Origin of the sequence: Desertimonas flava, from assembly GCF_003426815.1 — a bacterium.
GTDB lineage: Bacteria > Actinomycetota > Acidimicrobiia > Acidimicrobiales > Ilumatobacteraceae > Desertimonas > Desertimonas flava.
Window position 1 is genome coordinate 276,486 of the sequence record NZ_QKYK01000003.1, and the last position, 19,279, is coordinate 295,764.

General features: G+C 67.8%; 18 protein-coding genes. 11 read left to right on the forward strand and 7 right to left on the reverse strand.

From position 1 onward, the window contains the following. The first annotated feature begins 300 nt into the window (after positions 1-300). A complete protein-coding gene (locus DN771_RS06140; protein ID WP_116996460.1) occupies positions 301-1,968 on the forward strand; it encodes a flavin-containing monooxygenase in 1,668 nt (555 codons plus the stop codon). Here DN771_RS06140 and DN771_RS06145 read toward each other — a convergent pair. Beyond that, complete coding sequence (locus DN771_RS06145) at positions 1,962-2,876, reverse strand: SMP-30/gluconolactonase/LRE family protein (RefSeq protein WP_162941601.1); 915 nt, start codon at positions 2,874-2,876, stop codon at positions 1,962-1,964. The two genes, DN771_RS06140 and DN771_RS06145, sit on opposite strands and share 7 nt — an antisense overlap. A gap of 164 nt (positions 2,877-3,040) precedes the next feature. Here DN771_RS06145 and DN771_RS06150 point away from each other — a divergent pair, with 164 nt between their 5' ends. The 7 genes from DN771_RS06150 (at position 3,041) to DN771_RS06180 (ending at position 11,446) form a co-directional block, all read left to right on the forward strand. Then, complete coding sequence (locus DN771_RS06150; protein WP_162941602.1) at positions 3,041-4,321, forward strand: substrate-binding domain-containing protein; 1,281 nt, start codon at positions 3,041-3,043, stop codon at positions 4,319-4,321. A 132-nt stretch (positions 4,322-4,453) separates the two neighbouring features. Beyond that, positions 4,454-5,572 carry an ABC transporter permease gene (locus DN771_RS06155; RefSeq protein WP_116996463.1) on the forward strand — a complete coding sequence of 373 codons (1,119 nt, stop codon included), beginning with the start codon at positions 4,454-4,456 and terminating at the stop codon, positions 5,570-5,572. 42 nt (positions 5,573-5,614) lie between these two features. Beyond that, on the forward strand, positions 5,615-6,955 hold the full coding sequence (locus DN771_RS06160) for a substrate-binding domain-containing protein (RefSeq protein ID WP_116996464.1): 1,341 nt from the start codon (positions 5,615-5,617) through the stop codon (positions 6,953-6,955). A 91-nt stretch (positions 6,956-7,046) separates the two neighbouring features. Continuing rightward, positions 7,047-8,657: a sugar ABC transporter ATP-binding protein gene (locus DN771_RS06165; RefSeq protein ID WP_116996465.1), complete on the forward strand. Its 1,611-nt coding sequence runs from the start codon at positions 7,047-7,049 to the stop codon at positions 8,655-8,657. Then, positions 8,647-9,702, forward strand: a complete 1,056-nt coding sequence (locus tag DN771_RS06170; RefSeq protein ID WP_116996466.1) for an ABC transporter permease — start codon at positions 8,647-8,649, stop codon at positions 9,700-9,702. Before DN771_RS06165 ends, DN771_RS06170 begins: the two co-directional genes overlap by 11 nt. 14 nt (positions 9,703-9,716) lie before the next feature. Beyond that, on the forward strand, positions 9,717-10,187 hold the full coding sequence (locus tag DN771_RS06175) for a nuclear transport factor 2 family protein (protein WP_116996467.1): 471 nt from the start codon (positions 9,717-9,719) through the stop codon (positions 10,185-10,187). Then, positions 10,184-11,446 carry a nickel pincer cofactor-dependent isomerase, group 22 gene (locus DN771_RS06180; RefSeq protein ID WP_116996468.1) on the forward strand — a complete coding sequence of 421 codons (1,263 nt, stop codon included), beginning with the start codon at positions 10,184-10,186 and terminating at the stop codon, positions 11,444-11,446. The genes DN771_RS06175 and DN771_RS06180 overlap by 4 nt, the downstream gene beginning before the upstream one ends. A gap of 15 nt (positions 11,447-11,461) precedes the next feature. Here DN771_RS06180 and DN771_RS06185 read toward each other — a convergent pair whose 3' ends face one another. From DN771_RS06185 to DN771_RS06205, 5 genes are all read right to left on the reverse strand, one after another. Continuing rightward, entirely contained in the window at positions 11,462-12,247 is a 786-nt protein-coding gene (locus DN771_RS06185) for an SDR family NAD(P)-dependent oxidoreductase (RefSeq protein ID WP_116996469.1), read from the reverse strand. A 90-nt stretch (positions 12,248-12,337) separates the two neighbouring features. Further along, complete coding sequence (locus tag DN771_RS06190) at positions 12,338-13,201, reverse strand: hypothetical protein (protein WP_116996470.1); 864 nt, start codon at positions 13,199-13,201, stop codon at positions 12,338-12,340. Between the two features lie 2 nt (positions 13,202-13,203). Next, complete coding sequence (locus tag DN771_RS06195) at positions 13,204-14,088, reverse strand: hypothetical protein (RefSeq protein WP_116996471.1); 885 nt, start codon at positions 14,086-14,088, stop codon at positions 13,204-13,206. A gap of 3 nt (positions 14,089-14,091) precedes the next feature. Beyond that, on the reverse strand, positions 14,092-15,288 hold the full coding sequence (locus DN771_RS06200) for an amidohydrolase family protein (protein ID WP_116996472.1): 1,197 nt from the start codon (positions 15,286-15,288) through the stop codon (positions 14,092-14,094). Between the two features lie 100 nt (positions 15,289-15,388). Then, positions 15,389-17,002: an ABC transporter substrate-binding protein gene (locus DN771_RS06205; RefSeq protein WP_162941603.1), complete on the reverse strand. Its 1,614-nt coding sequence runs from the start codon at positions 17,000-17,002 to the stop codon at positions 15,389-15,391. 145 nt (positions 17,003-17,147) lie between these two features. Between DN771_RS06205 and DN771_RS06210 the strand changes: the two genes are divergently transcribed. From DN771_RS06210 to DN771_RS29320, 3 genes are all read left to right on the forward strand, one after another. After that, positions 17,148-18,155: a hypothetical protein gene (locus DN771_RS06210; RefSeq protein ID WP_162941604.1), complete on the forward strand. Its 1,008-nt coding sequence runs from the start codon at positions 17,148-17,150 to the stop codon at positions 18,153-18,155. A gap of 23 nt (positions 18,156-18,178) precedes the next feature. Beyond that, positions 18,179-18,340: a hypothetical protein gene (locus DN771_RS29315; RefSeq protein ID WP_162941605.1), complete on the forward strand. Its 162-nt coding sequence runs from the start codon at positions 18,179-18,181 to the stop codon at positions 18,338-18,340. 179 nt (positions 18,341-18,519) lie between these two features. Then, positions 18,520-18,678, forward strand: a complete 159-nt coding sequence (locus DN771_RS29320; protein WP_162941606.1) for a hypothetical protein — start codon at positions 18,520-18,522, stop codon at positions 18,676-18,678. A gap of 230 nt (positions 18,679-18,908) precedes the next feature. Here DN771_RS29320 and DN771_RS06215 read toward each other — a convergent pair whose 3' ends face one another. Further along, on the reverse strand, positions 18,909-19,217 hold the full coding sequence (locus tag DN771_RS06215; RefSeq protein WP_162941607.1) for a hypothetical protein: 309 nt from the start codon (positions 19,215-19,217) through the stop codon (positions 18,909-18,911). Positions 19,218-19,279 lie beyond the last annotated feature (62 nt).

Consider the following 19,279-nt stretch of genomic DNA (forward strand, 5'->3'; position numbering starts at 1 on the left):
ACTCCTGGCTCGGTCGTCGGGCCGGCCTCGCCGCCAGCAGAGCCAGCATCGAACCCGTGCACCGATTCGTCGGTGTGTGACACGCTTGTCGGCGCGGGAAGGTTTCCAGATCATATATTATCGATGAGACCCCAACAAGGCGAAGTTGTGCGCACACCACCTCGGGAACGATTCCGGCACGTCGCCGCCTCGCTCGTGGCGGGGCACCAGCCCTGAACGTGGCCCCCGAGTGGTCATCATATATGATGCTGCCGTCAGCCTGGTCGACTGCCGTCGAGCCTGCGAACTCTGGAGGGGCGAATGCCGGATGCACGCGAGTCAAGGACTCCCGATTTCGACGTGATCGTCGTCGGGGCCGGTTTCGCCGGGCTCAATGCCCTGCACTCACTGCGTGGCGCGGGATACCGGGTCGTGGTCCTCGACGCAGCCGACGGGGTCGGCGGGACGTGGTACTGGAACCGGTATCCGGGCGCGAGATGCGACGTCGTCAGCATCGACTACTCGTACACGTTCTCCGACGAGCTCTACCGGGACTGGTCCTGGAGCGAGCGCTACGCGCAGCAACCGGAGATCGAGCGCTACCTCAACTGGGTGGCCGATCGGCTCGACCTGCGCAAGGACATCCGACTCGGCACCCGCGTCGTCAGCGCCGTGTACGAGGACGCCGACGCGACCTGGACGATCAGCACCGAGGCGGGCGACCACATCACGGCGCCGTTCCTGGTCGCCGCGACGGGCTGCCTGTCGGTACCCAGCACCCCGCACTTCGACGGGCTCGACCGGTTCCAGGGCGAGATCCATCACACCGCGTCGTGGCCGGCCGAGGGGGTCGATCTGACGGGGCGGCGGGTCGCCGTGATCGGCACCGGTTCGTCGGGCATCCAGGCGATCCCGGTGATCGCCGAGTCGGCGAGCGAGCTCACGGTGTTCCAGCGGACCGCCAACTTCAGCCTGCCCGCGGGGCAGCGGGAGAACGACGAGGAGCGCGTGCGTCACCGCAAGGCGTCGTTGGCACAGTGGCGTGAGGCGGCCTGGAACAACTCGGCCGGGTTCGACTTCGAGCCGGCTGCGCTCGGCGTCGACGACCTCGAGCGCGAGCGCGCGTACGCCGAGCTCGACCGGCGGTGGGGGCGCGGCGGATTCCCCGAGATCGTCCTCGCGTTCGACGACGTCTTCAAGAATCGCGAGGCCAACGAGTTCCTGGCCGAGTACTTCCGCAGCAAGGTACGCGAGATCGTGCGCGACCCGGACGTGGCCGAGTTGCTGTGCGCCAGGGACCACCCGATCGGGAGCAAGCGAGTGTGCGCGGATACTCGCTACTACGAGACCTTCAACCGCGACAACGTCACGCTGATCGATGCCCGCGCCACGCCGATCGCCTCGTTCGACGAGACCGGTGTGCTCCTCAGCGATGGCCGCCACATCGAGCTCGACGTCGTGGTGATGGCGACCGGGTTCGACGCGATGACGGGTGCGCTGCGACGGATGGGCGTGGTCGGCCGCCATGGCACGACGATCGACGACGCCTGGGCGAGCGGTCCCCACACCTACCTCGGCATCCAGGTCGTGTCGTTCCCCAACCTGTTCATGATCACCGGGCCGCAGAGTCCGTCGGTGCTCAACAACATGATCCTCGGGATCGAGCACCACGTCCGCTGGATCACCAACTGCATCGACTTCATGCGTCGTCACGGTCTCCGGTCGATCGAGCCGACGCCCGAGGCGCAGTCGGGTTGGGACGACGAGGTGCGCGCCGCGGCGTCCGAGACGCTGTATCCGCAGGCCGAATCGTGGTACGTCGGCGCCAATATCCCGGGCAAGCCTCGGGTCTTCATGGTCTACGTCGGAGGGTTCGACAAGTACGTGCGAACGTGCGACGCGATCGCCGAGGAGGGGTACGAGGGCTTCGTGTTCGACGGGCCCGACGGCGCGGCGGCCCTCAGCCGATCGGGGATCGCCACTCAGTAGTGCGGAAGCGGCGCCGACGTGCACACGGTGGGGATGGAGTGCAGCGTCGTCGACGTCGTGAGGAAGAGCGTCCGCAGGTCCGGGCCTCCCCAGCAGAGGCTTCCGCACACCTCGGGCGTCTGGATCATGCCGATCCGCTCGCCGGTCACTGGATCGAACACCCACACGCCACCGGGTCCGGTCGTCCACACGTTGCCGAACTCGTCGCACTCCATGCCGTCGGGCGAGCCTCCCTCGATGGTGCCGCCGATCCCCTCGGCGAGGATCCGTCCGTTCACCAGTGCGCCGTCGTCGGCGACGTCGAACACCTTGATGTGAGCGCGCGGCGAGTCGTTGACGTACAGCAGCGACTCGTCGGGCGAGAAGCACAGGCCGTTCGGTTGTTCGAACTCGCCGGGCCGCGACACCAGCTCGGCCTCACCACCGTCGTGAGGGACGCGATAGACACCCGTGTAACCGATCTGCGTGGTGCGTTGGCTGCCGATCCAGTCGTTCCACCGGCCGTAGTCGGGATCGGTGAAGTAGATGTAACCGTCTCGCTTGCGGCTCACCACGTCGTTGGGACTGTTGAGGTACCGACCACCGGCGTGGAAGCACACCATCTCGTGGAACCCATCGGCGTGGAACCGCGTGACGGCGCTCGAGACGTGCTCGCACACGATGAGCCGGCGCTCGACGTCGTAGGCCATTCCGTTGGCCTTGAAGGTCGGGAACATCACCAACTCGGCACCTCCACCGGCCGTCCACCGGTAGCGCCGGTCGGCGGGGATGTCGCTGAAGTAGAGCGCCTGCTCGGCCACGTTCCAGACCGGGCCCTCGGTGAAGACGTAGCCGGCGGCCAACAGGGACAGTTGGGCATCGGTGTCAACGAGAGCCGCGAAGTCGTCGCGTTCCACGATGATCGTCACGTCGAGCACTCCCCCGGCCGCGCCGCCCGTTGACGTCGGCCCACATGTGATCTTATATGATCTGCATCGCCCTGCGAGTCGTCATCGTGGCGGCGACGGGGACGACAGAACGCCGGGGAGGCACCATGGCAACGACGAGTACGAGCCCGCACGGAGCCCGATCGGTGAACCTGCGCCGCGCGACCGTACGGTTCGGCACCCTCGCGGCCGCGATGGCGATCGCCGGAGCGAGCGTCTCGACGGCGGCGAGCGACGACACCACTGCCGACACGGCCGCCGCCTCCACGACCGACCCGAGCGACTTCGGGGCCACGTTGAGCGACGGCGAGTATGGCGAGAACTACACGCCTGACCTCGAACTCCTCGTGACCGGCCTGGCCGGCCCCGACGGTCTGCCGACCGAGGAACGGGCCCGCAACATCGTGCTCGCCACCGTGGACCGGGCCGGCCTGCCGGTCGACGAGGACCTGGCGTTCGAGTGTTGGCAGAACGACGGGTGTGACACGGGCACCGGTGGCGAACTGAAGGTCGGTCTCGCCGACGGCTTCGGCGGCAACATCGCCCGCCAGATCTTCAAGATGGAGTTCATCCTCCAAGCGCTCTCGTATCCGGAGATCGGCGAGATCGCCTACACCGACGCCAACCTCGACACGCAAAAGGCGATCTCCGACGTGCGCAGCTTCGCAGCGCGCGACTTCGACATCATCATCAGCTACCCCGACGCCGGCGAAGCCCTCGTCCCTGCCTACCGCGCCGCGATGGAACAAGGCTCCCTCGTCGTCACCTGGGCCGGCACGGCCGTGGGCGAACCCGGCGTCGACTACCTCACCTACAGCGGCCCCGACTGGTGCGCCGTCGGACGAGCGTGGGGCACGCAGTTCGGCGAGGAACTTCCCGACGGTGGGGAGATCGGCATCCTGCTGGGGGCACCGGGCAACACGATCGACCCGGCGCAGGAGGAGTGCATGCTCGAGACGCTGCCCGACAACATCGAGATCGTCGCCCGTCAGGGCAACGCCTGGAGCCGGGAGAGCTACCTCGCCGCGACGTCGGCGATCCTCGCCGAGCACCCCGACATCGACGGCATCCTCGGCAGCTACGGCGACGCCTTCGTCGGCGCCATGCGCGCCTTCGAAGCCGCCGGCATCTCGATGGAGGGACTGGTCACGATGCACCAGGGCGACGACAACCCGTTCCTGTGCGCCTGGAAGGAAGCCGGCGGGGTGATGCGGTCGTTCACCGGTGTCAGTCTCCTCATGGAGGGGCGGACCGGGCTGACGGCGGCGATGATGTTCATGCAGGGCTACGACGTTCCGCCCGAGATCATCTTCGGCGTTCAGCTCAAGCCGGTGACGATGGAGTCGTGCCGCACCGACATCCCGCCGGACGGCTCGTCGTCGAGCCTCGTCTCCGGCGAGCTGCAGTCTCGGATGTTCCCGGGCTGACCGGCCGACTGCCGCCTCCGATTTGACGTGCGTGTCGTGTGCGCGACACAATCATATCTGATTTGTCGTGGCGTTCGAGCGGCGACTCGACCAGGGACCCTCTCGATGGGGCACGAATGAAACGGGGCGACGGTGTCCGACCACAGTGACCGCGCGGGACGTGGCGCCACGTGGCGTCCGGACGTTCGCCTGGCGCTCGGCAACCTGCTCTTCAGCACGCGCTTCGCCACGATCTGGATCGCCATGGCGGCGCTCCTCGTGATCTGCCGCATCGCCGCCCCGAGCGTCCTCTCGTCGGCGTCGTGGAGTTCGCTCCTGCCCCTCGGAAGCGTGGTCGCGATCGTCGCCCTGGGGCAGATGTTGGTGATCATGATGGGGGGCATCGACCTCTCGATGGGGGCGAGCATCTCGCTGCTCGCCAACGTCCTCGTCGGCGTCTCCAAGGGGTCCGACGATCGTCTGGCAAGAGCCATCGTCGTGGTGTTCGTCGTCGCCGCCGTCATCGGTCTCGTGAACGGCTTGTTGGTCGCCGTGCTCGAGCTCAACCCGCTCATCGTCACGTTGGCCACGAGCCTCATCCTGCTTGGCATCACGTCCGAGTACCGCGCCGGCACCGCCAACAACTCCAGCGTCCCCGACAACCTGTCGGACTTCGTGTTCGCCAAGGTGCTGGGGGTGAGCAAGACCTTCTGGTTCGTGGTCGCCCTCACCCTGGTGCTCGGCCTCCTGCTCCGCTCGAGTGCGGTGGGACGTCGCTTCCAGGCCGTCGGGGCGAACCGTCGAGCGGCGTGGATGGCCGGGTTCCGCGTCCGCCTCTACATCGTCGGCGCCTACGTGGCGGCCTCGATCGGTGCCGGGCTGGCCGCGATCTTCATCGGCGGCATCGTGGTCAACCCGGGCGTCAACCCGGGGGCGTCCTACCTCCTCGGTCCCGTCGCCGCGGTGGTCCTCGGCGGTGCCGCACTGTCGGGCGGTCTGGCGAGCCCGGCGTCGACGTGGGTCGCGGCGTTCTTCGTCACCCTCCTCAACCAGATGTTGAAGGTGCTGGGACTCACGAATGCCTCGCAGTTCGTCGTCTTCGGGGCGGCGATCGTGGTGGGCATGCTGATCTCCGGTGACCGCATCGCCGAACTGATCGGGCGCCTCCTGCTGCGGCCTTCGCTGCGGAGGTACATCGACGGCGACGACGAGGCAGAGCCCCGGGCTCGACCAGCGACGCAACTCGACCACGCCGTCTCACGGCAGACCTGAACGCTCGTCGTACGAGCACAACCACAGACAACAGGGGGAATCATGGCGACACCGGACAGCAGCTTCATCGCGAGGAGACGCACCACCAGACGACGCACGGCGCTGGCCCTGATCTGCGCCGCGGGCCTCACCGCGGGCGTCTCGACCGTGAGCACGGCGACCGCCGGAAGCGACGACACCAGTCCGTCCGACGACACCTCGACCGCCGTCGACACCGCCACCGGCGGTGAGACCGACTGGGGTGCCACCCTGGAAGACGGTGAGTTCGGCGAGAACTACAGCAATCCCGACCCGGCGATGATCGACACCGGCATGGCCGGCCCGGGCGGTCTGCCGGTGGAGGAACGGGCCCGCAACATCGCCCTGGCCACCGTGATCCGGGCGGCCCTGCCGGTCGATCAAGACCTCGCCCTCGAGTGCTGGGAGAACAACGGGTGTGACACGGGCACCGGTGGCGAACTGAAGGTCGGTCTGGCCGACGGCTTCGGCGGCAACATCGCCCGCCAGATCTTCAAGATGGAGTTCATCCTCCAAGCCCTGTCGTATCCGGAGATCGGCGAGATCGCCTACACCGACGCCAACCTCGACACGCAAAAGGCGATCTCCGACGTGCGCAGCTTCGCAGCGCGCGACTTCGACATCATCATCAGCTACCCCGACGCCGGCGAAGCCCTCGTCCCTGCCTACCGCGCCGCGATGGAACAAGGCTCCCTCGTCGTCACCTGGTCGGGCACGGCCGTGGGCGAACCCGGCGTCGACTACCTCACCTACACGGGGCCGGACGTCTGTGCCGTGTCTCGTGCCTGGGGCACGCAGTTCGGCGAAGCTCTTCCCGATGGTGGTGAGATCGCCATCCTGCTCGGCGCACCGGGCAACACCCTCGACGGTCAGCAGGAGGAGTGCATGCTCGAGACGCTGCCCGACAACATCGAGATCGTCGCCCGTCAGGGCAACGCCTGGAGCCGGGAGAGCTACCTCGCCGCGACGTCGGCGATCCTCGCCGAGCACCCCGACATCGACGGCATCCTCGGAAGCTACGGCGACGCCTTCGTCGGTGCCATGCGCGCCTTCGAAGCCGCCGGCATCTCGATGGAAGGGCTCGTCACGATGCACCAGTCGGACGACAACCCGTTCCTGTGCGCCTGGAAGGAGGCCGGCGGCGTCTCCAACTCGTGGACGTCGACGGCGCTGTTCATGGAAGGACGGACCGGGTTGACCGCGGCGATGATGTACCTACAGGGCTACGACGTTCCCTCGCAGATCCTCTTCGGCGGTGGCCTGCGGCCGGTGACGATGGAGTCGTGCCGCACCGACATCCCGCCGGACGGCTCGCCGTCGAGCCTGATCCCGCCCGAGTTGCAGACCCGGATGTTCCCGGGCTGACGTGGACGATCGTGGAGGGGCGCCGGGTGGCGCCCCTCCGGTCCACTCCCTGCCCATCCCGCCCACTCCCACCGGGCACGAACGCCACGACATGACGACCGACTTCGAGGACCGACGAGAGATGACATCGACAGAACGAGTCGGCACCGAGGGTGCCGAGAGGGTCGATGTCCCGACCGCTGTCGCCCCGGACACGGTGGTCCTGAGACTGAGCGGCATCTCCAAGCGCTTCGGCCCGGTGCAGGCGAACGACGACATCTCCATCGAGTTCCGCGCCGGCGAGATCCACGCCCTGCTCGGTGAGAACGGTTCGGGCAAGTCGACGGTGCTGAGCATCGCCAGCGGCAGCCAGACGCCCGACGCGGGAACGGTGGAGATCGCCGGGCAGCCGCTCTCGACGCCTTCGCCGCGCGCCGCGATGCAGCTCGGTCTCGGCATGGCCTACCAGCACCTGACCGCGGTCGCCGGCCTCACCGTGGCCGAGAACCTCTACCTCGGCGCGCCCGACGAGCGGCGCCCGCGCTACTCGCAGATGCACCCGTGGGCGGCCGAGCAGCTCGCCCAGTACGAGCTCGACATCCATCCGACCGCCCCGATCGAGACGCTGTCGGCCGCCGAACTGCAGATCCTCGAAGTGGTCCAGGCACTGCTGTCGGAGCCCAAGGTCCTGCTGCTGGACGAGCCGACCACCGCCCTCGGGCATGCCGACGTCCAACGCCTGCACGCCTTGATCCGCAGCCTCGCGCAGCGCGGGATGGGAGTCGTGTACGTGAGTCACCGCCTGCCCGAAGTCCTCGACGTGGCCGATCGCGTCACGGTGCTCCGCGACGGCGCCAGTCAGGGAACGTACGACGCGGCCACGATGTCGGAGGCGGACGTCGTGGCGATGATGATCGGTCGTCCCCTCGAGCTGGCGTTCCCTGCCGTGGCGACCAACACCGGCGACACGCTGCTGCGGGTGTCCGGCTTGCGCGGTCGTCGCTTCGGCCCCGTCGACCTCGAGCTCGGTCGCGGCGAGATCGTCGGGATCGCCGGCGCCGAGGGCAACGGCCAGGTCCAGTTCCTGCGGGCGTTGGCGGGCGTGGAGCCGTCTCGCGGCGACGTCACGTGCGCCGGTAAGCGGGTGCAGCTGAACACCCCGCCCGGCGCGATCCGCGCCGGCATCATCCTGCTCAGCGCCGACCGCAAGCAGGAGTCGATCTTCACAGCGCTGAGCGTGCGCGCCAACGCGACCCTCCAGGTGCTCGGCCGGTATGCCCGGCTGGGATTCGTGAGCCGCCGCAGGGAACGGGCGCCGGTCAACGACCTCGTCGACCGGCTGCGCCTGAAGGCGGCGTCGATCGAACAGCCGACGCAGTACCTGTCGGGTGGCAACCAGCAGAAGGTGGCACTGATGCGACCGTTCCTGCGCGGTGACCTCAACGTCATCCTCGCCGACGAGCCCACGCAGGGCGTGGACGTCGGGGCTCGGCTCGACATCTACCGGGCCCTGCGGGACAAGGCCGGCGAGGGCGCATCGGTGCTCGTGAAGTCCAGCGACGCGATCGAGTTGGCGGGGATCTGCGACCGCGTCGTCGTGATGTCGCGCGGCGAGATCGTCGACGAGATTCGACGCGACGAGCTCGACGAGAGCAGGATCATCGCGGCGATCATCGGCAAGGGCTCGACCCGCCTGCAGGAAGGAGAGAGCGATGACGAGTGACGGACGACGCGCCACCGCAGACGTTCGGCCGCGGCTGCAGCTCGGCCGGTGGCTTCCGATCGGCGCGATGATGCTGCTGATCCTGGGCCTCGGCGGCTACACCACCAATCGGGATTCGAACTTCCTCACCACCTTCAACCTGAGCGGTGTCATGGTTGCCACGATGCCGCTCGCCCTGGCGGCGATGGCGCAGACGAGCGCCCTGATGGTGAAGGCGTTCGACGTGTCGGTCGGCGCGCTCATCTCGCTGTGCCTCGTCATCTCTTCCTTCGTGCTCGGGCCCGACGAGGGATGGTTCGGTCTCACCCTCGGCATGCTGTTCGTGATCGGCGTGGCGCTCGGCGTCGGTGCCGTGAACGTGATCCTCATCCGTTGGCTCAAGCTCTCGTCGATCATCGCCACCCTGGCCACGTACAGCGCGCTGCAGGGCGTCTGCCTCTGGCTGCGGCCGATCCCCCAGGGCTCGATCAGCTACGAGTTCATCGACAAGCTCTTGTACAGCGTCGGCTTCATGCCCGTGGCCCTCATCGTGATCGCCGGCGTCGCCGTCATCGCCGACATCTGGCTCTATCGGACGCCCGGCGGGCTGGCGGCCCGGGCGATGGGTCTCGACGAGGAGTCGGCCGCTCGCCGCGGGGTGCGCGTCGGCTACCTGTTCGTGCGGGCGTTCTTCATCTCGGCGTTCGCCGCGGCGATCGGCGGGTTCTTCCTCGCCGCCCAGGTCCAGGTCGGCGACCCGACCGCCGGCCTCAGCTTCACGCTCACGAGCATCGCCGCCGCTGTGCTCGGCGGCGCCAGCCTGCTGGGTGGCCGCGGCTCGTTCGTCGGCGCCGTGGTCGGCTCGCTCTTCCTCAACGTGATCATCAACATCCTGCCTTACCTCGGCTGGAGCGCGGCGTGGGGTCAGATCATGGTCGGCTTGTTGACGCTCGTCGCCCTGTCCTTCTACCAGGCCCCCGAGCTCGCACAGCGGGTGAGGACGGCGATCTCGAACCTCCGCCTCTCGCGAGGTCGCTCGCCGGTGCTCGCCGACGATCACGGGTGAGACGGAGCGGGACGATGGATGCACTCGAGCGGTTGCTCGCGGTCGAGGAGATCAGCGATCTGATCGGCCGCTACTGCATGCTCTTCGACGACCAGGACTGGGCCGGGCTGAACGAACTGTGGACCGACGACGCAGCGTTCGTCGTCGAGGACACCGCCTTCGAAGGCCGCTCGACGCTCATGACGTTCCTGAGCACGTGCCTGCCGGCGGGCTACCGCAGCAAGCACATGATCTCGCGACCGCTCGTCGCCATCGGGGCCGACGGCAACACGGCGACGGCCCGCACGGACGTGGTGTGGATCGCGTCGAACTTCGAGAACACGATCGTCGGTCGCTACGAGGACGAGCTCGTCCGCGACGACACGGGATGGCGCTTCCGCCGCCGAGTCGAGCGCCCGGTCCCGTTCGTGGCCGGCCCGCCGCCGATGTCGGACGCGGCGACCGGCGTGAGCGGCGCGACGATGCGAGCCACCGACGGCGCATGAACGACTCGGTCGACCTCACGGGAACCTCGTGGCCGCAACTCGCGGCCGGAATCGAACTCCCCTTCCCCGACTGGGTGCGCATCCCCGAGCTGCACGAGCTCCCGCTCACCGTGCCCAGACGACCGGCCGTGGCGGACGTCGAGCAGGCGTCGTACGACCAGGTCCGGGCGCGCTACGCGGCGGCCGTCACGAGCGGGATGACCGTGGCTGTGGGTGCGGGATCGCGCGGCCTGACCGGGCGCGTCGAGCTGTTGCGGGGCACCGTCCGCGCCTTGCGTGACCTCGGTACCAAGCCGTTCGTCGTCCCCGCCATGGGCAGCCACGGTGGAGCCACCGCCGACGGTCAGGTGGCGATGCTCGCCTCACTCGGGATGACCGAGGAGGTCCTCGATTGCGAGATCCGTTCCACGATGGAGACCGTGGTGGTCGCCCGGACCGCGGCGGGCATGCCGGTCCACCTCGACGCCAACGCGGCCGCGGCCGACAGGTTCCTGCCCGTCAACCGCGTGAAGCCACACACGTGCTTCAAGGGCCCGATCGAGTCGGGTCTCACGAAGATGGCGGTGGTGGGGTTCGGCAAGCAGCCGGGCGCGGCGCTGATCCACGCCTGCGGTCCGGTGGAGATGCGCGACCGCCTTCTCGACGCCGGCACCGCCTTGCGCGAGACGGGACGGCTGCTCGGCGGGTTGGCCTCGATCGAGGCGCCCACCGGCGAGGTCGTCTACGTCGAGGCGCTCGGCCCCGAGGACCTCGCGACGATCACGGGCAGGGAACACCAGCTGACCGACGACGCCAGGGCGCTCGTGCCGACGCTTCCGTTCGACGAGATCGACGTGCTGGTCGTCGAGCGTGGCGGCAAGGACATCTCGGGAACGACGATCGACCCCAACGTCACCGGCCGCTTCTGGGTGACCGGGCTCGAGGACTTCCCGCGCCCGCTGATCCATTCGATCGTCCTGCTCGGTCTCACCGACGTGTCGGCAGGCAACGCCCTCGGCATCGGCTTCGCCGACTTCATCCCGGCCTCCCTCGCCAACCGCCTCGACTTCCGCAAGACGTACATCAACTGCTTCACGGCAGGCGCCGCCGGGCTGCGGCGGAGCCGCCTGCCGATGGTGCTCCCCGACGGGGACGCCTGCCTGAAGGCCGCGCTCGCGATGTGCGGCCGGGGCCCCGACCTGCCGCCGCGCGTCGTCCGCATCGAGTCGACACTGCACCTCACCCGGTGCTGGGTGTCCGACGCGCTCCTCCCGCGCTGAGCGAGGCCGCAGTCGTCAGCCGACGTTCCACTGCCCACCGAAACAGCACATGACCGTTCCGGTGTAAAAGCTCGCGCGGGGCGACGCCAGGAAGCCGCAGGCGTACGCCATGTCCTCCGGCGTCCCGAGGCGACCGACCGGGATGCGGGCGATCGCGTGCGAGCGGTCGTTCTCGTCCACCGGTGCCCCCTGGGCGGTGACGTGCGGATGCGACAGATCGTTCTTCTTCGTGTCGATCGCGCCCGGAGCCACGTCGTTGACGGTGATCCCGTCCGGCCCCAGCTCGATCGCCAGGCACTTCGTCAAGGCCCGCAGTCCCCCCTTGGCGGTGACGTTGTGGGCCCGGTTGGCGATGCCGATGAACGCGTCGGGACCGGTGATGTGGATGAGCCGGCCCCACTTCTTGGCCTTCATTCCCGGCACGAACGCCTTGGCCAGACGGAACGAGGCGTTGAGCTGGATGTCCAAGATGCCCAGCCAGTCGTCCACTGTCATGTCGTCGAACGACTGATGGGGGCGCAGCGCGGCGTTGCTCACCGAGATGTCGGCGCCGCCGAACTGGTCGGCCGCGGCCTTGAGCTCATCGATCGTCTCCTGCCGAGACACGTCGCCGATCACCGCGGTGGACCGCACACCGAGGGCCTCGATCTCGCTGACGACAGCCTTCGCCTCGTCGGCGTTGCTGCGCGAGTTGACCACCACATTGGCGCCCCGTGCGGCGAACTCCAGGGCGATCGCTCGCCCGATGTTGCGGCCGGAGCCCGTGACGACGGCCGTCTTGCCGTCGAGTTCTTGTTCCATGAAGTTTCTCCTGATCGGTCGTCGTCGTTGCGGTGGCGTCGGCGCGGAGCGCTGTGGCGAGCCGCGTCGCGGCACGGGCTCCGCCCGGCGTCACCAGTTCTCGAGAAGGGAATCGAGCGCTTCGTGGGCGGCGTAGAAGCCCTCGAAGTTGGTGAAGTACATCGCCGTGTTGGAGACCGCCCGGATCACCTCGTCGGCGGTCATCCCCCAGCTCTTGCCGAGCAGGGCCGACTCGCGGAGACCGTCGACCGACTGGGTGATCGTGTGGTGACGCAACATGAGGTAGGGGGCGATCTGCTTGGGCAGCGTCTTGATCGCAACCTCCCAGCGGGCCCGGTTGAGCTTGGTGAACTTGGGGTTGACGCGGATGCCGAAGGTGATCGAATCGGGCACGTACCCGATGGTCCGCTCGTACCAGCCGGTGAGGTTGGTGATGTCGTCGGCGGTGAGATCACGCGTCGACAGGTCGAGGCCGCACTTGAAGGCGTCGGGTTCGGCCGCCCAGCCCTCAGGCCACTCGAACCGTTTCGGAGGGTCGGCCCAGATCGGCAGGAAGTCGCCCACCGCGTGATACACATGGCCCAGGCCGCGCATGCCGGCGTAGAGCTGCGTGAACATCACGAGCTCCATCAGCTCCTGCTTGGTCAGCCCGTTGCGGCGGAGCGTGTCGAACTCGTTGCGGATCCCCGTCTCCCAGCCCAGCATGATGTAGCTGTGGATGTTCTGGCAGCTCTGGAGCACCACCGCGCTCTCGCCGGCCGGGCGCCCGAAGATGTCCGACGCCCAACGTGAGAGCTTGGCGAAGTCCGGCGCGTAGTCGAGCTGGAGGCTCGTCGCATAGGTCTCGTAGAGCGGACCCCGCCAGCTCCACACGTGGGCCAGCGCACCGCTGATCTCGTCGGCGGTGGTCTCGCCGATGTTGTGCAGGTCGAGACCCTCACTCCTTGGTGCCATCGTCAGTCCCAGTTCTCGAGCAGCTCGTCCAGCACCTTGCTCGGTGCGTACAGACCTTCGAAGTTCGTGAAGTACATCGCCGTGTTGGTGACGGCGCGCTGCACGGTGTCGGCCGAGAGGCCCCACGCCTTGCCCAGCAGGGCGGCCTCGCGCAGTCCCTCCTCGGAGCCGGTCATCATGTTCTGCCGCAACATCAGGTACGGGGCCATCTGCTTCGGCACCCGCTTCAACGTGACCTCCCACCGTGCCCGGTTGAGCTTGACGAACCGTGGGTTGTACTTGATGGCGAACTTGATCGAGTCGGGCAGGTAACCGATCGTCGTCTCGTACCAGGCCGTCAGGTTCGCCGTGTCCTCGTCCGTCAGCTCGCGCGTCGACAGGTCGAGGCCGCACTTGAAGGCATCGGGATCGGCGGCCCAGCCGGCCGGGTACGCCGGCTCGCGGGGCGGTGGCGCCCACGACGGCAGGAGGTCACCGACCGCGTGGTACACGTGACCGAGGCCCCGCATCCCGGCGTACATCTGGGAGAACATGACGAGTTCGAGCACGTCCTCCTTCGACAGGCCGTTGCGCCACAACACGTAGAACTCGTTGCGGATCCCCGTCTCCCAGCCCGTCATCATGTAGGTGAGGATGTTCTGCGAGCTGGCGAGTACGACGTTCTCGGCACCGGAGAGGCGGCCGAACACCTCTCCGGCCCATCGCGAGAGCTTGCCGAAGTCCGGCGCGTAGTCCATGTAGAGACTCATCGCGTACATCTCGTACAAGGGGCCGCGCGGCCCCCAGATGTGCGCCAGGTTGGTGGCGACCTCCTCCGGCGTCGTCTCGAAGACGTTGTCGAGGTCGAGACCCTCTTTCAGGGTCGGCGTTGCATCCGTGGTCGACATCGCTCAGACCGGGATCTTGTAGAGCTTGGCCGCGTTGTCCTGCATGATCTTGCGCAGGATGCGGGGCTCGACGTTCTTCAGCTTCTCCTCCGACCGCTCGACCGGGTTCGGGTAGAGGCTCGTCGGATGTGGGAAGTCGGTCTCCCAGAGGATGTTGTCCTCGCCGATGCGCTCGACCAGGTCGACGGGTCCGGCATCCTCGAACCAGAAGCACCCGTAGACGCCCCGTTGGAACATCTCCTTGGCCGGCGGCAGCTCGGGCGCCCCCATGCCCGGGAACTCCTCGCGGTACTCGTAGTCGACCCGTTCGAGCACGAACGGGATCCACCCGATGCCGGACTCGACCGAGACCCAGTTGAGCTTGGGATAGCGGATGAGGATGTCGCTGGCGACGATGTTGGCGAGGAAGCGGGCGTTGGCGAGCTCGATCTGCACCGAGCGCACGGGCTTGCCGGCGCGCTCGGGAAGCGAGGGCCACGACGCACCAGGACCGTCCGCGCCGAGCGCGACGTTGCGGGCGCCGATGTGGATGTCGATCGGCAGCTCCAGGTCCTCGAGCACCTCGTACAGCGGGTTCCAGTCCGGCTGTCCGAGATCGGGGAGGCCGCCGAGGTGTGGTTCGCCGGCCATCGTGACGCCGGTGAGCCCGAGCTCCTTGACCCGGATCGACTCCTTGACCGACTGCTCGATGTTCCAGAAGGGGATCACCGCCTGCGGGAGCAGTCGGTTGTCTCCTTCCTCCTGCCACTCGGCCATCGCGTCGTTGTAGATCTGCACGACCGTGTACGCCAGTTCCTGGTCGAGCGTCTGGATCAACGTCGGCGTGGCGAAGCCGAGGAGGTTCGGATACACGATCTGGGCGTAGATGCCCATCTCGTCGAGCAACTCGAGACGGGCCTTGGCGTCGTAGGACGCCGGGTGGACCTGGCCACGAGGTGCGCCACCGAGCATGTCCTCGTCGTAGTAGGCGACCTTGTTGCCGTCGAGGTCGACGAAGCTGACCCCGCTGTCCTTGTGAGCCAGCTTGTCGTCGATGAACCAGTAGTCGCGCCCGTCGGTGTGCGTGCGCACCTGCGGGACCTGATCCTTGTACTTCGCCGGCGCGCGCTTGGTCCACAGATCGAGTGGTTCGGTGTAGTGCGAGTCGGCGTCGATCAGCTTGAGTCCGGCGAACGGGCCGGTGGTGCGGGGTTGGTACACGGGGGTGGGGTTCCTCTGTCGGTGTCGGAGATGGGGGCTGAGGGATTCGGAGCGGGATTCTGCGGAGCGGATCGAACGGTTGGCGACGGCGAGCGGAGGCTCAGGCGGCGTAGCCGACCTCCCCCCACAGCACGTTGTTGCCGTAGTTGATGACCGTCGGCGCAACGAGGTCGTCGACGGTGGCGAAGCCGATGACGCCCTGGCCGACGAAGTAGATCGGCAGGTCGGTCAGGAACTGCTCCTGGACCGTGTTCCAGATCTCGCGCTGGGCCTCCTCCGTCGTCGCCGTGCCGAGCGAGTCCAGCGCCTCGCGCACGGCGGGGTTGTCCCAGCCGAACGAGTTGATCAGGCCGTCGGGGTGGAACGTGTCGACGAGCGTCGGGATCGGGTTCGAGAAGTAGGCGCCATGAGGGATCGCCTGGTACTCACCGGACCTGGTCGCCTGGAGGTACTCGTCGGAGGTCTTCACGTCGATCGTCACGCTGACGTTGTCGAACTCGCCGAGGGCGGCGAGGAGGAAGTTGCTGAACTCGGTCTGGGCCGCCGAGCTCAAGGTGGTGTAGGTGAACTCGACGGGCTTGCCCTCCGCCGCCAACTCGTCGAACAAGGCCTGGGCCTGCTCGGTGTCCTGGGCGGGGAACTCGAACGCCGCGTCGTAGTAGGGCGAGGACTCGCCAAACAGCGACCTGGCAGGAGGCGTGCCGGCGGCGAAGGCGTTGGCCGCGGCAGCCTGGTCGAGGGCGTACCAGATCGCCTGGCGCGCCCGCACGTCGTCGAACGGCGGGATCGTGTTGTTGAGCCAGACGTCGGAACCGCCGCTCGTGTTGGTCACGGTGATGTCGGCGAACTCGGTGAGCTGGACGACCACGTCGGCGCCGGTCGGAGCGACGATCTGGGCGGCCCCCGACTGCAGCGCGTTCACCTGCTGCACCTGGTCGGGAACGGTCTCGAACGTGATCTCGTCGAGATACGGCTCGCCTGGGCGGAAGTCGGCGAAGTACGGGTTGCGCTCCACGATCAGGGTCTGGCCCGGCGTCCAGTCCTTCACCATGAACGGCCCGGCTCCGACCGGCACGGTGCCGAACTCGACGCCGTCGGCCTTCGCCTGTTCCATCGCGGTCGGTGAGCCGATTCCGGCGAAGTCGGAGACGAGGGTGGCGTACCACGACGGGTTGGGTTCGGCCAAAGTGACCTGCAATGTGAGGTCGTCGACCACCTCGAGCTCGAGGGCGGCCGCTGATTCGTAGAACCGCGAGCCCGTGTCCGGGTCGGCGGCCCGGGCGATGTTGTAGCGGATCGCCTCGGCGTCCATCGGCGTGCCGTCGCTGAACGTGATGCCGGGGTGGAGCGTCATCGTCCACACCGAGAAGTCCTCGTTGGGTTCGAGCGACTCGAGGAAGTAGAGCTCCAACTCCCCCGTGGCCGGGTCGAGCCACGCGAGGTTCCCGTAGACCGCCGACATCATCGGCGCATCGGTGAACGCGAACGAGACCCGCTGCAGCTGCGGGTCGAGCTGGACGACCTGGGCGGTCGCCACCATCATCGCGCTGCCGCCGGTCTGCCGGTCGGGAACGGCGGAGACGACGCGGTGATCGCCCGACGGCGAACTCGCCGCCGCGCTCCCTCCCGTGACAGCGGCGAGGGCGAGCATCACGCCGACGGTGAGCGCCGGTCGACGGCGGCGGTTGCCCCGAGTGCGGGTTCGAACTATCACGGCGTCCCCTTTGTCACGTTCAGTTTCGTATATGATGCCACAGGACAGGACCATCAGGCAAACACCGCATTCCAGCCGGGCGAGCAGACCATTTGATACGATCTGGAGTTGCCGGCTCAATCCGGCCAGAAGTCGAGGAGCAGGCATGGACGCCACCAGTGCCGACATCGCAGACGCATTCCGTCTCGACGTCGACAGTCCGGAGATGGACCACGTCGATGCCGACTTCACACCGGCCGAACGAGCCGAGGCCGCCGAGCTGGCGACGCGCCGGCGGGCGTACGGCCTCTCACGCGGCCTCGACCGCGGGCACTTCTACCAACTCACCGCCGACTCCATCGTCTTCGACCACCGTCCCGACTTCGGGCTGCGGACCCGCCAGGGCTTGGAGACGTTCATCCACCGGCTCCGCTCCACTGACACCGAGGACAGCCGGGACACCGAGATGCTGGTCGAGAGCCTCGGTCACCTCGTCATGTACGTCCGGGACGGCTGGGAGACCGGCATCTACAACGAGTTCCGGCACTTCCAGGGCCGCGGGCTGACCAAGCAGCAGATCCTCGAGCTGGTCATGTACGCCAACCTGTCGGCTGGAATCCGGGGCCTGAAGCAGGTCTACAACGCCGTGGGGTCACACCTCGTCGACTGGAGCGACACTCCCCCGTCGCGCATTCGGATCGGACAGGCCGCAGCGTGGCCCGCCGGCTGGGAGCCCGATCCAGCGGCGTTCAAGGCCGGCCTCGACCTCTCCGTGACGCCGATGACGGACGGTGATCGCGATCGCATCGAGACGTGGTACCTCCGCAACGTCGGGTTCGTCCCCGGTTCGGTGACGTTCGCGATGACGTACCACCCGGAGTTCTACAAGTGGCATCGCGCCCGCTGGGAGATCATCTTCCAGACGCTGCCCAAGCAGGTCCTGCCGTACGTCATGATCCGCGAGCACGCGGCCACCGGCTTCGAGGAGGGCATCCGCGAAGCGGTCCTGCTGGCCAAGCATTGGGGCGTCGCCAAGGAGTGGGTGGTGCACGCGGTGATGGTCAACGCGTACTTCACCGGGTTCGACCAACTGGCGGCCGTGAACCGCGCGGTCGGCGATGTGCTGGCCGAGTGGGACGGCCCGCCCGCGCTCCCCGAGCACGAGTCGGGCTGATCACACCTCGACGGATCGTCCCGGTGTCGCTGCTGCCCGGCGCGCTCGTGGGAAACCTCGTGACGATTCGTTCTCACCGGCCCGAGGCCGTCCGCCGCGGGGGAATCACCGCGCGGCACGACGACGCCGAGCGCGGCCGGTTCTTCAACGTCGAGCTCGAATCACCGCCGCTTGATGCCGACTGACCGCCGACTGACCGCGATGAGGCGGGCTCGCGTGGCGCGTCATCGCTCGCCGCGACGGCCGGCCGACTGGCGTCGGTCGCAACGGGGTACCGCGAAGAGGCATCTGCGAAGAATGTCGTCGCGACACGTCGAGTGTCCGGCGACGTCATGGCGTGCGACGAATCACCCGAGGAGACGACGTGAACGACATTGACCCCGGCGGCGACCACGATCAACCGGATCCCGACCCCGTCGACGAGGCAGCCGCGGAGATCGACGCACGCTCCCCGGACGCACCGGAGCAGATCGAAGAGCTCAAGGACTTCGCCGAGTCCTTGGGGCGTGACGTCGAGGACTGACGCGAAAAGGGCGCTCTGCGAGAACACGATCGGGGGTAACACTCCGACCGTGAGTGGGACCAGCCCTCGCTCCGACCTCCACCGGCGGATGGGGTGAGGCGGGGGCTGGTAGGGGCAGGCAGGGAAACTGTGACGTCTCGGTACCGACCTCTGCGCCGACAGCTCACAGTTCGACCTCCCGATCACGAGGCGGACTGATCAGGTCGCGTACCCGGCGTCGCGTTCGGCGATCAACGCCGCCGCAACGGCGGGTAGATCGCATCGACCCAGCGATGGTCGTGCAAACCGTTCGATTCGCGCACGACGCAGAGTTGCCATCGCCAGTGCTCGGCATCGTCGTAGGCGCGCCGATGCTCGTCGATCGTGCCCGGGTCGGGCTGCTCGGCGAGATCGATCTCCCGACCGAGGTTCTCCGCGCGAGCACGAGCTTCCTCGAGCCGACGACCGACTCGGCCGAGGGCGCCGGCGCGCTCCTCGTTGAGCTCGGTCAGCAGCTGCGTGTAGGACCGCTCCGACCACTCGTGAGCCGACGCGGTCATCGACACAGCAACACGGCCCCGGCCGGGCCGTCGGCGACGAATCGGGCGTACACGTCGGCACC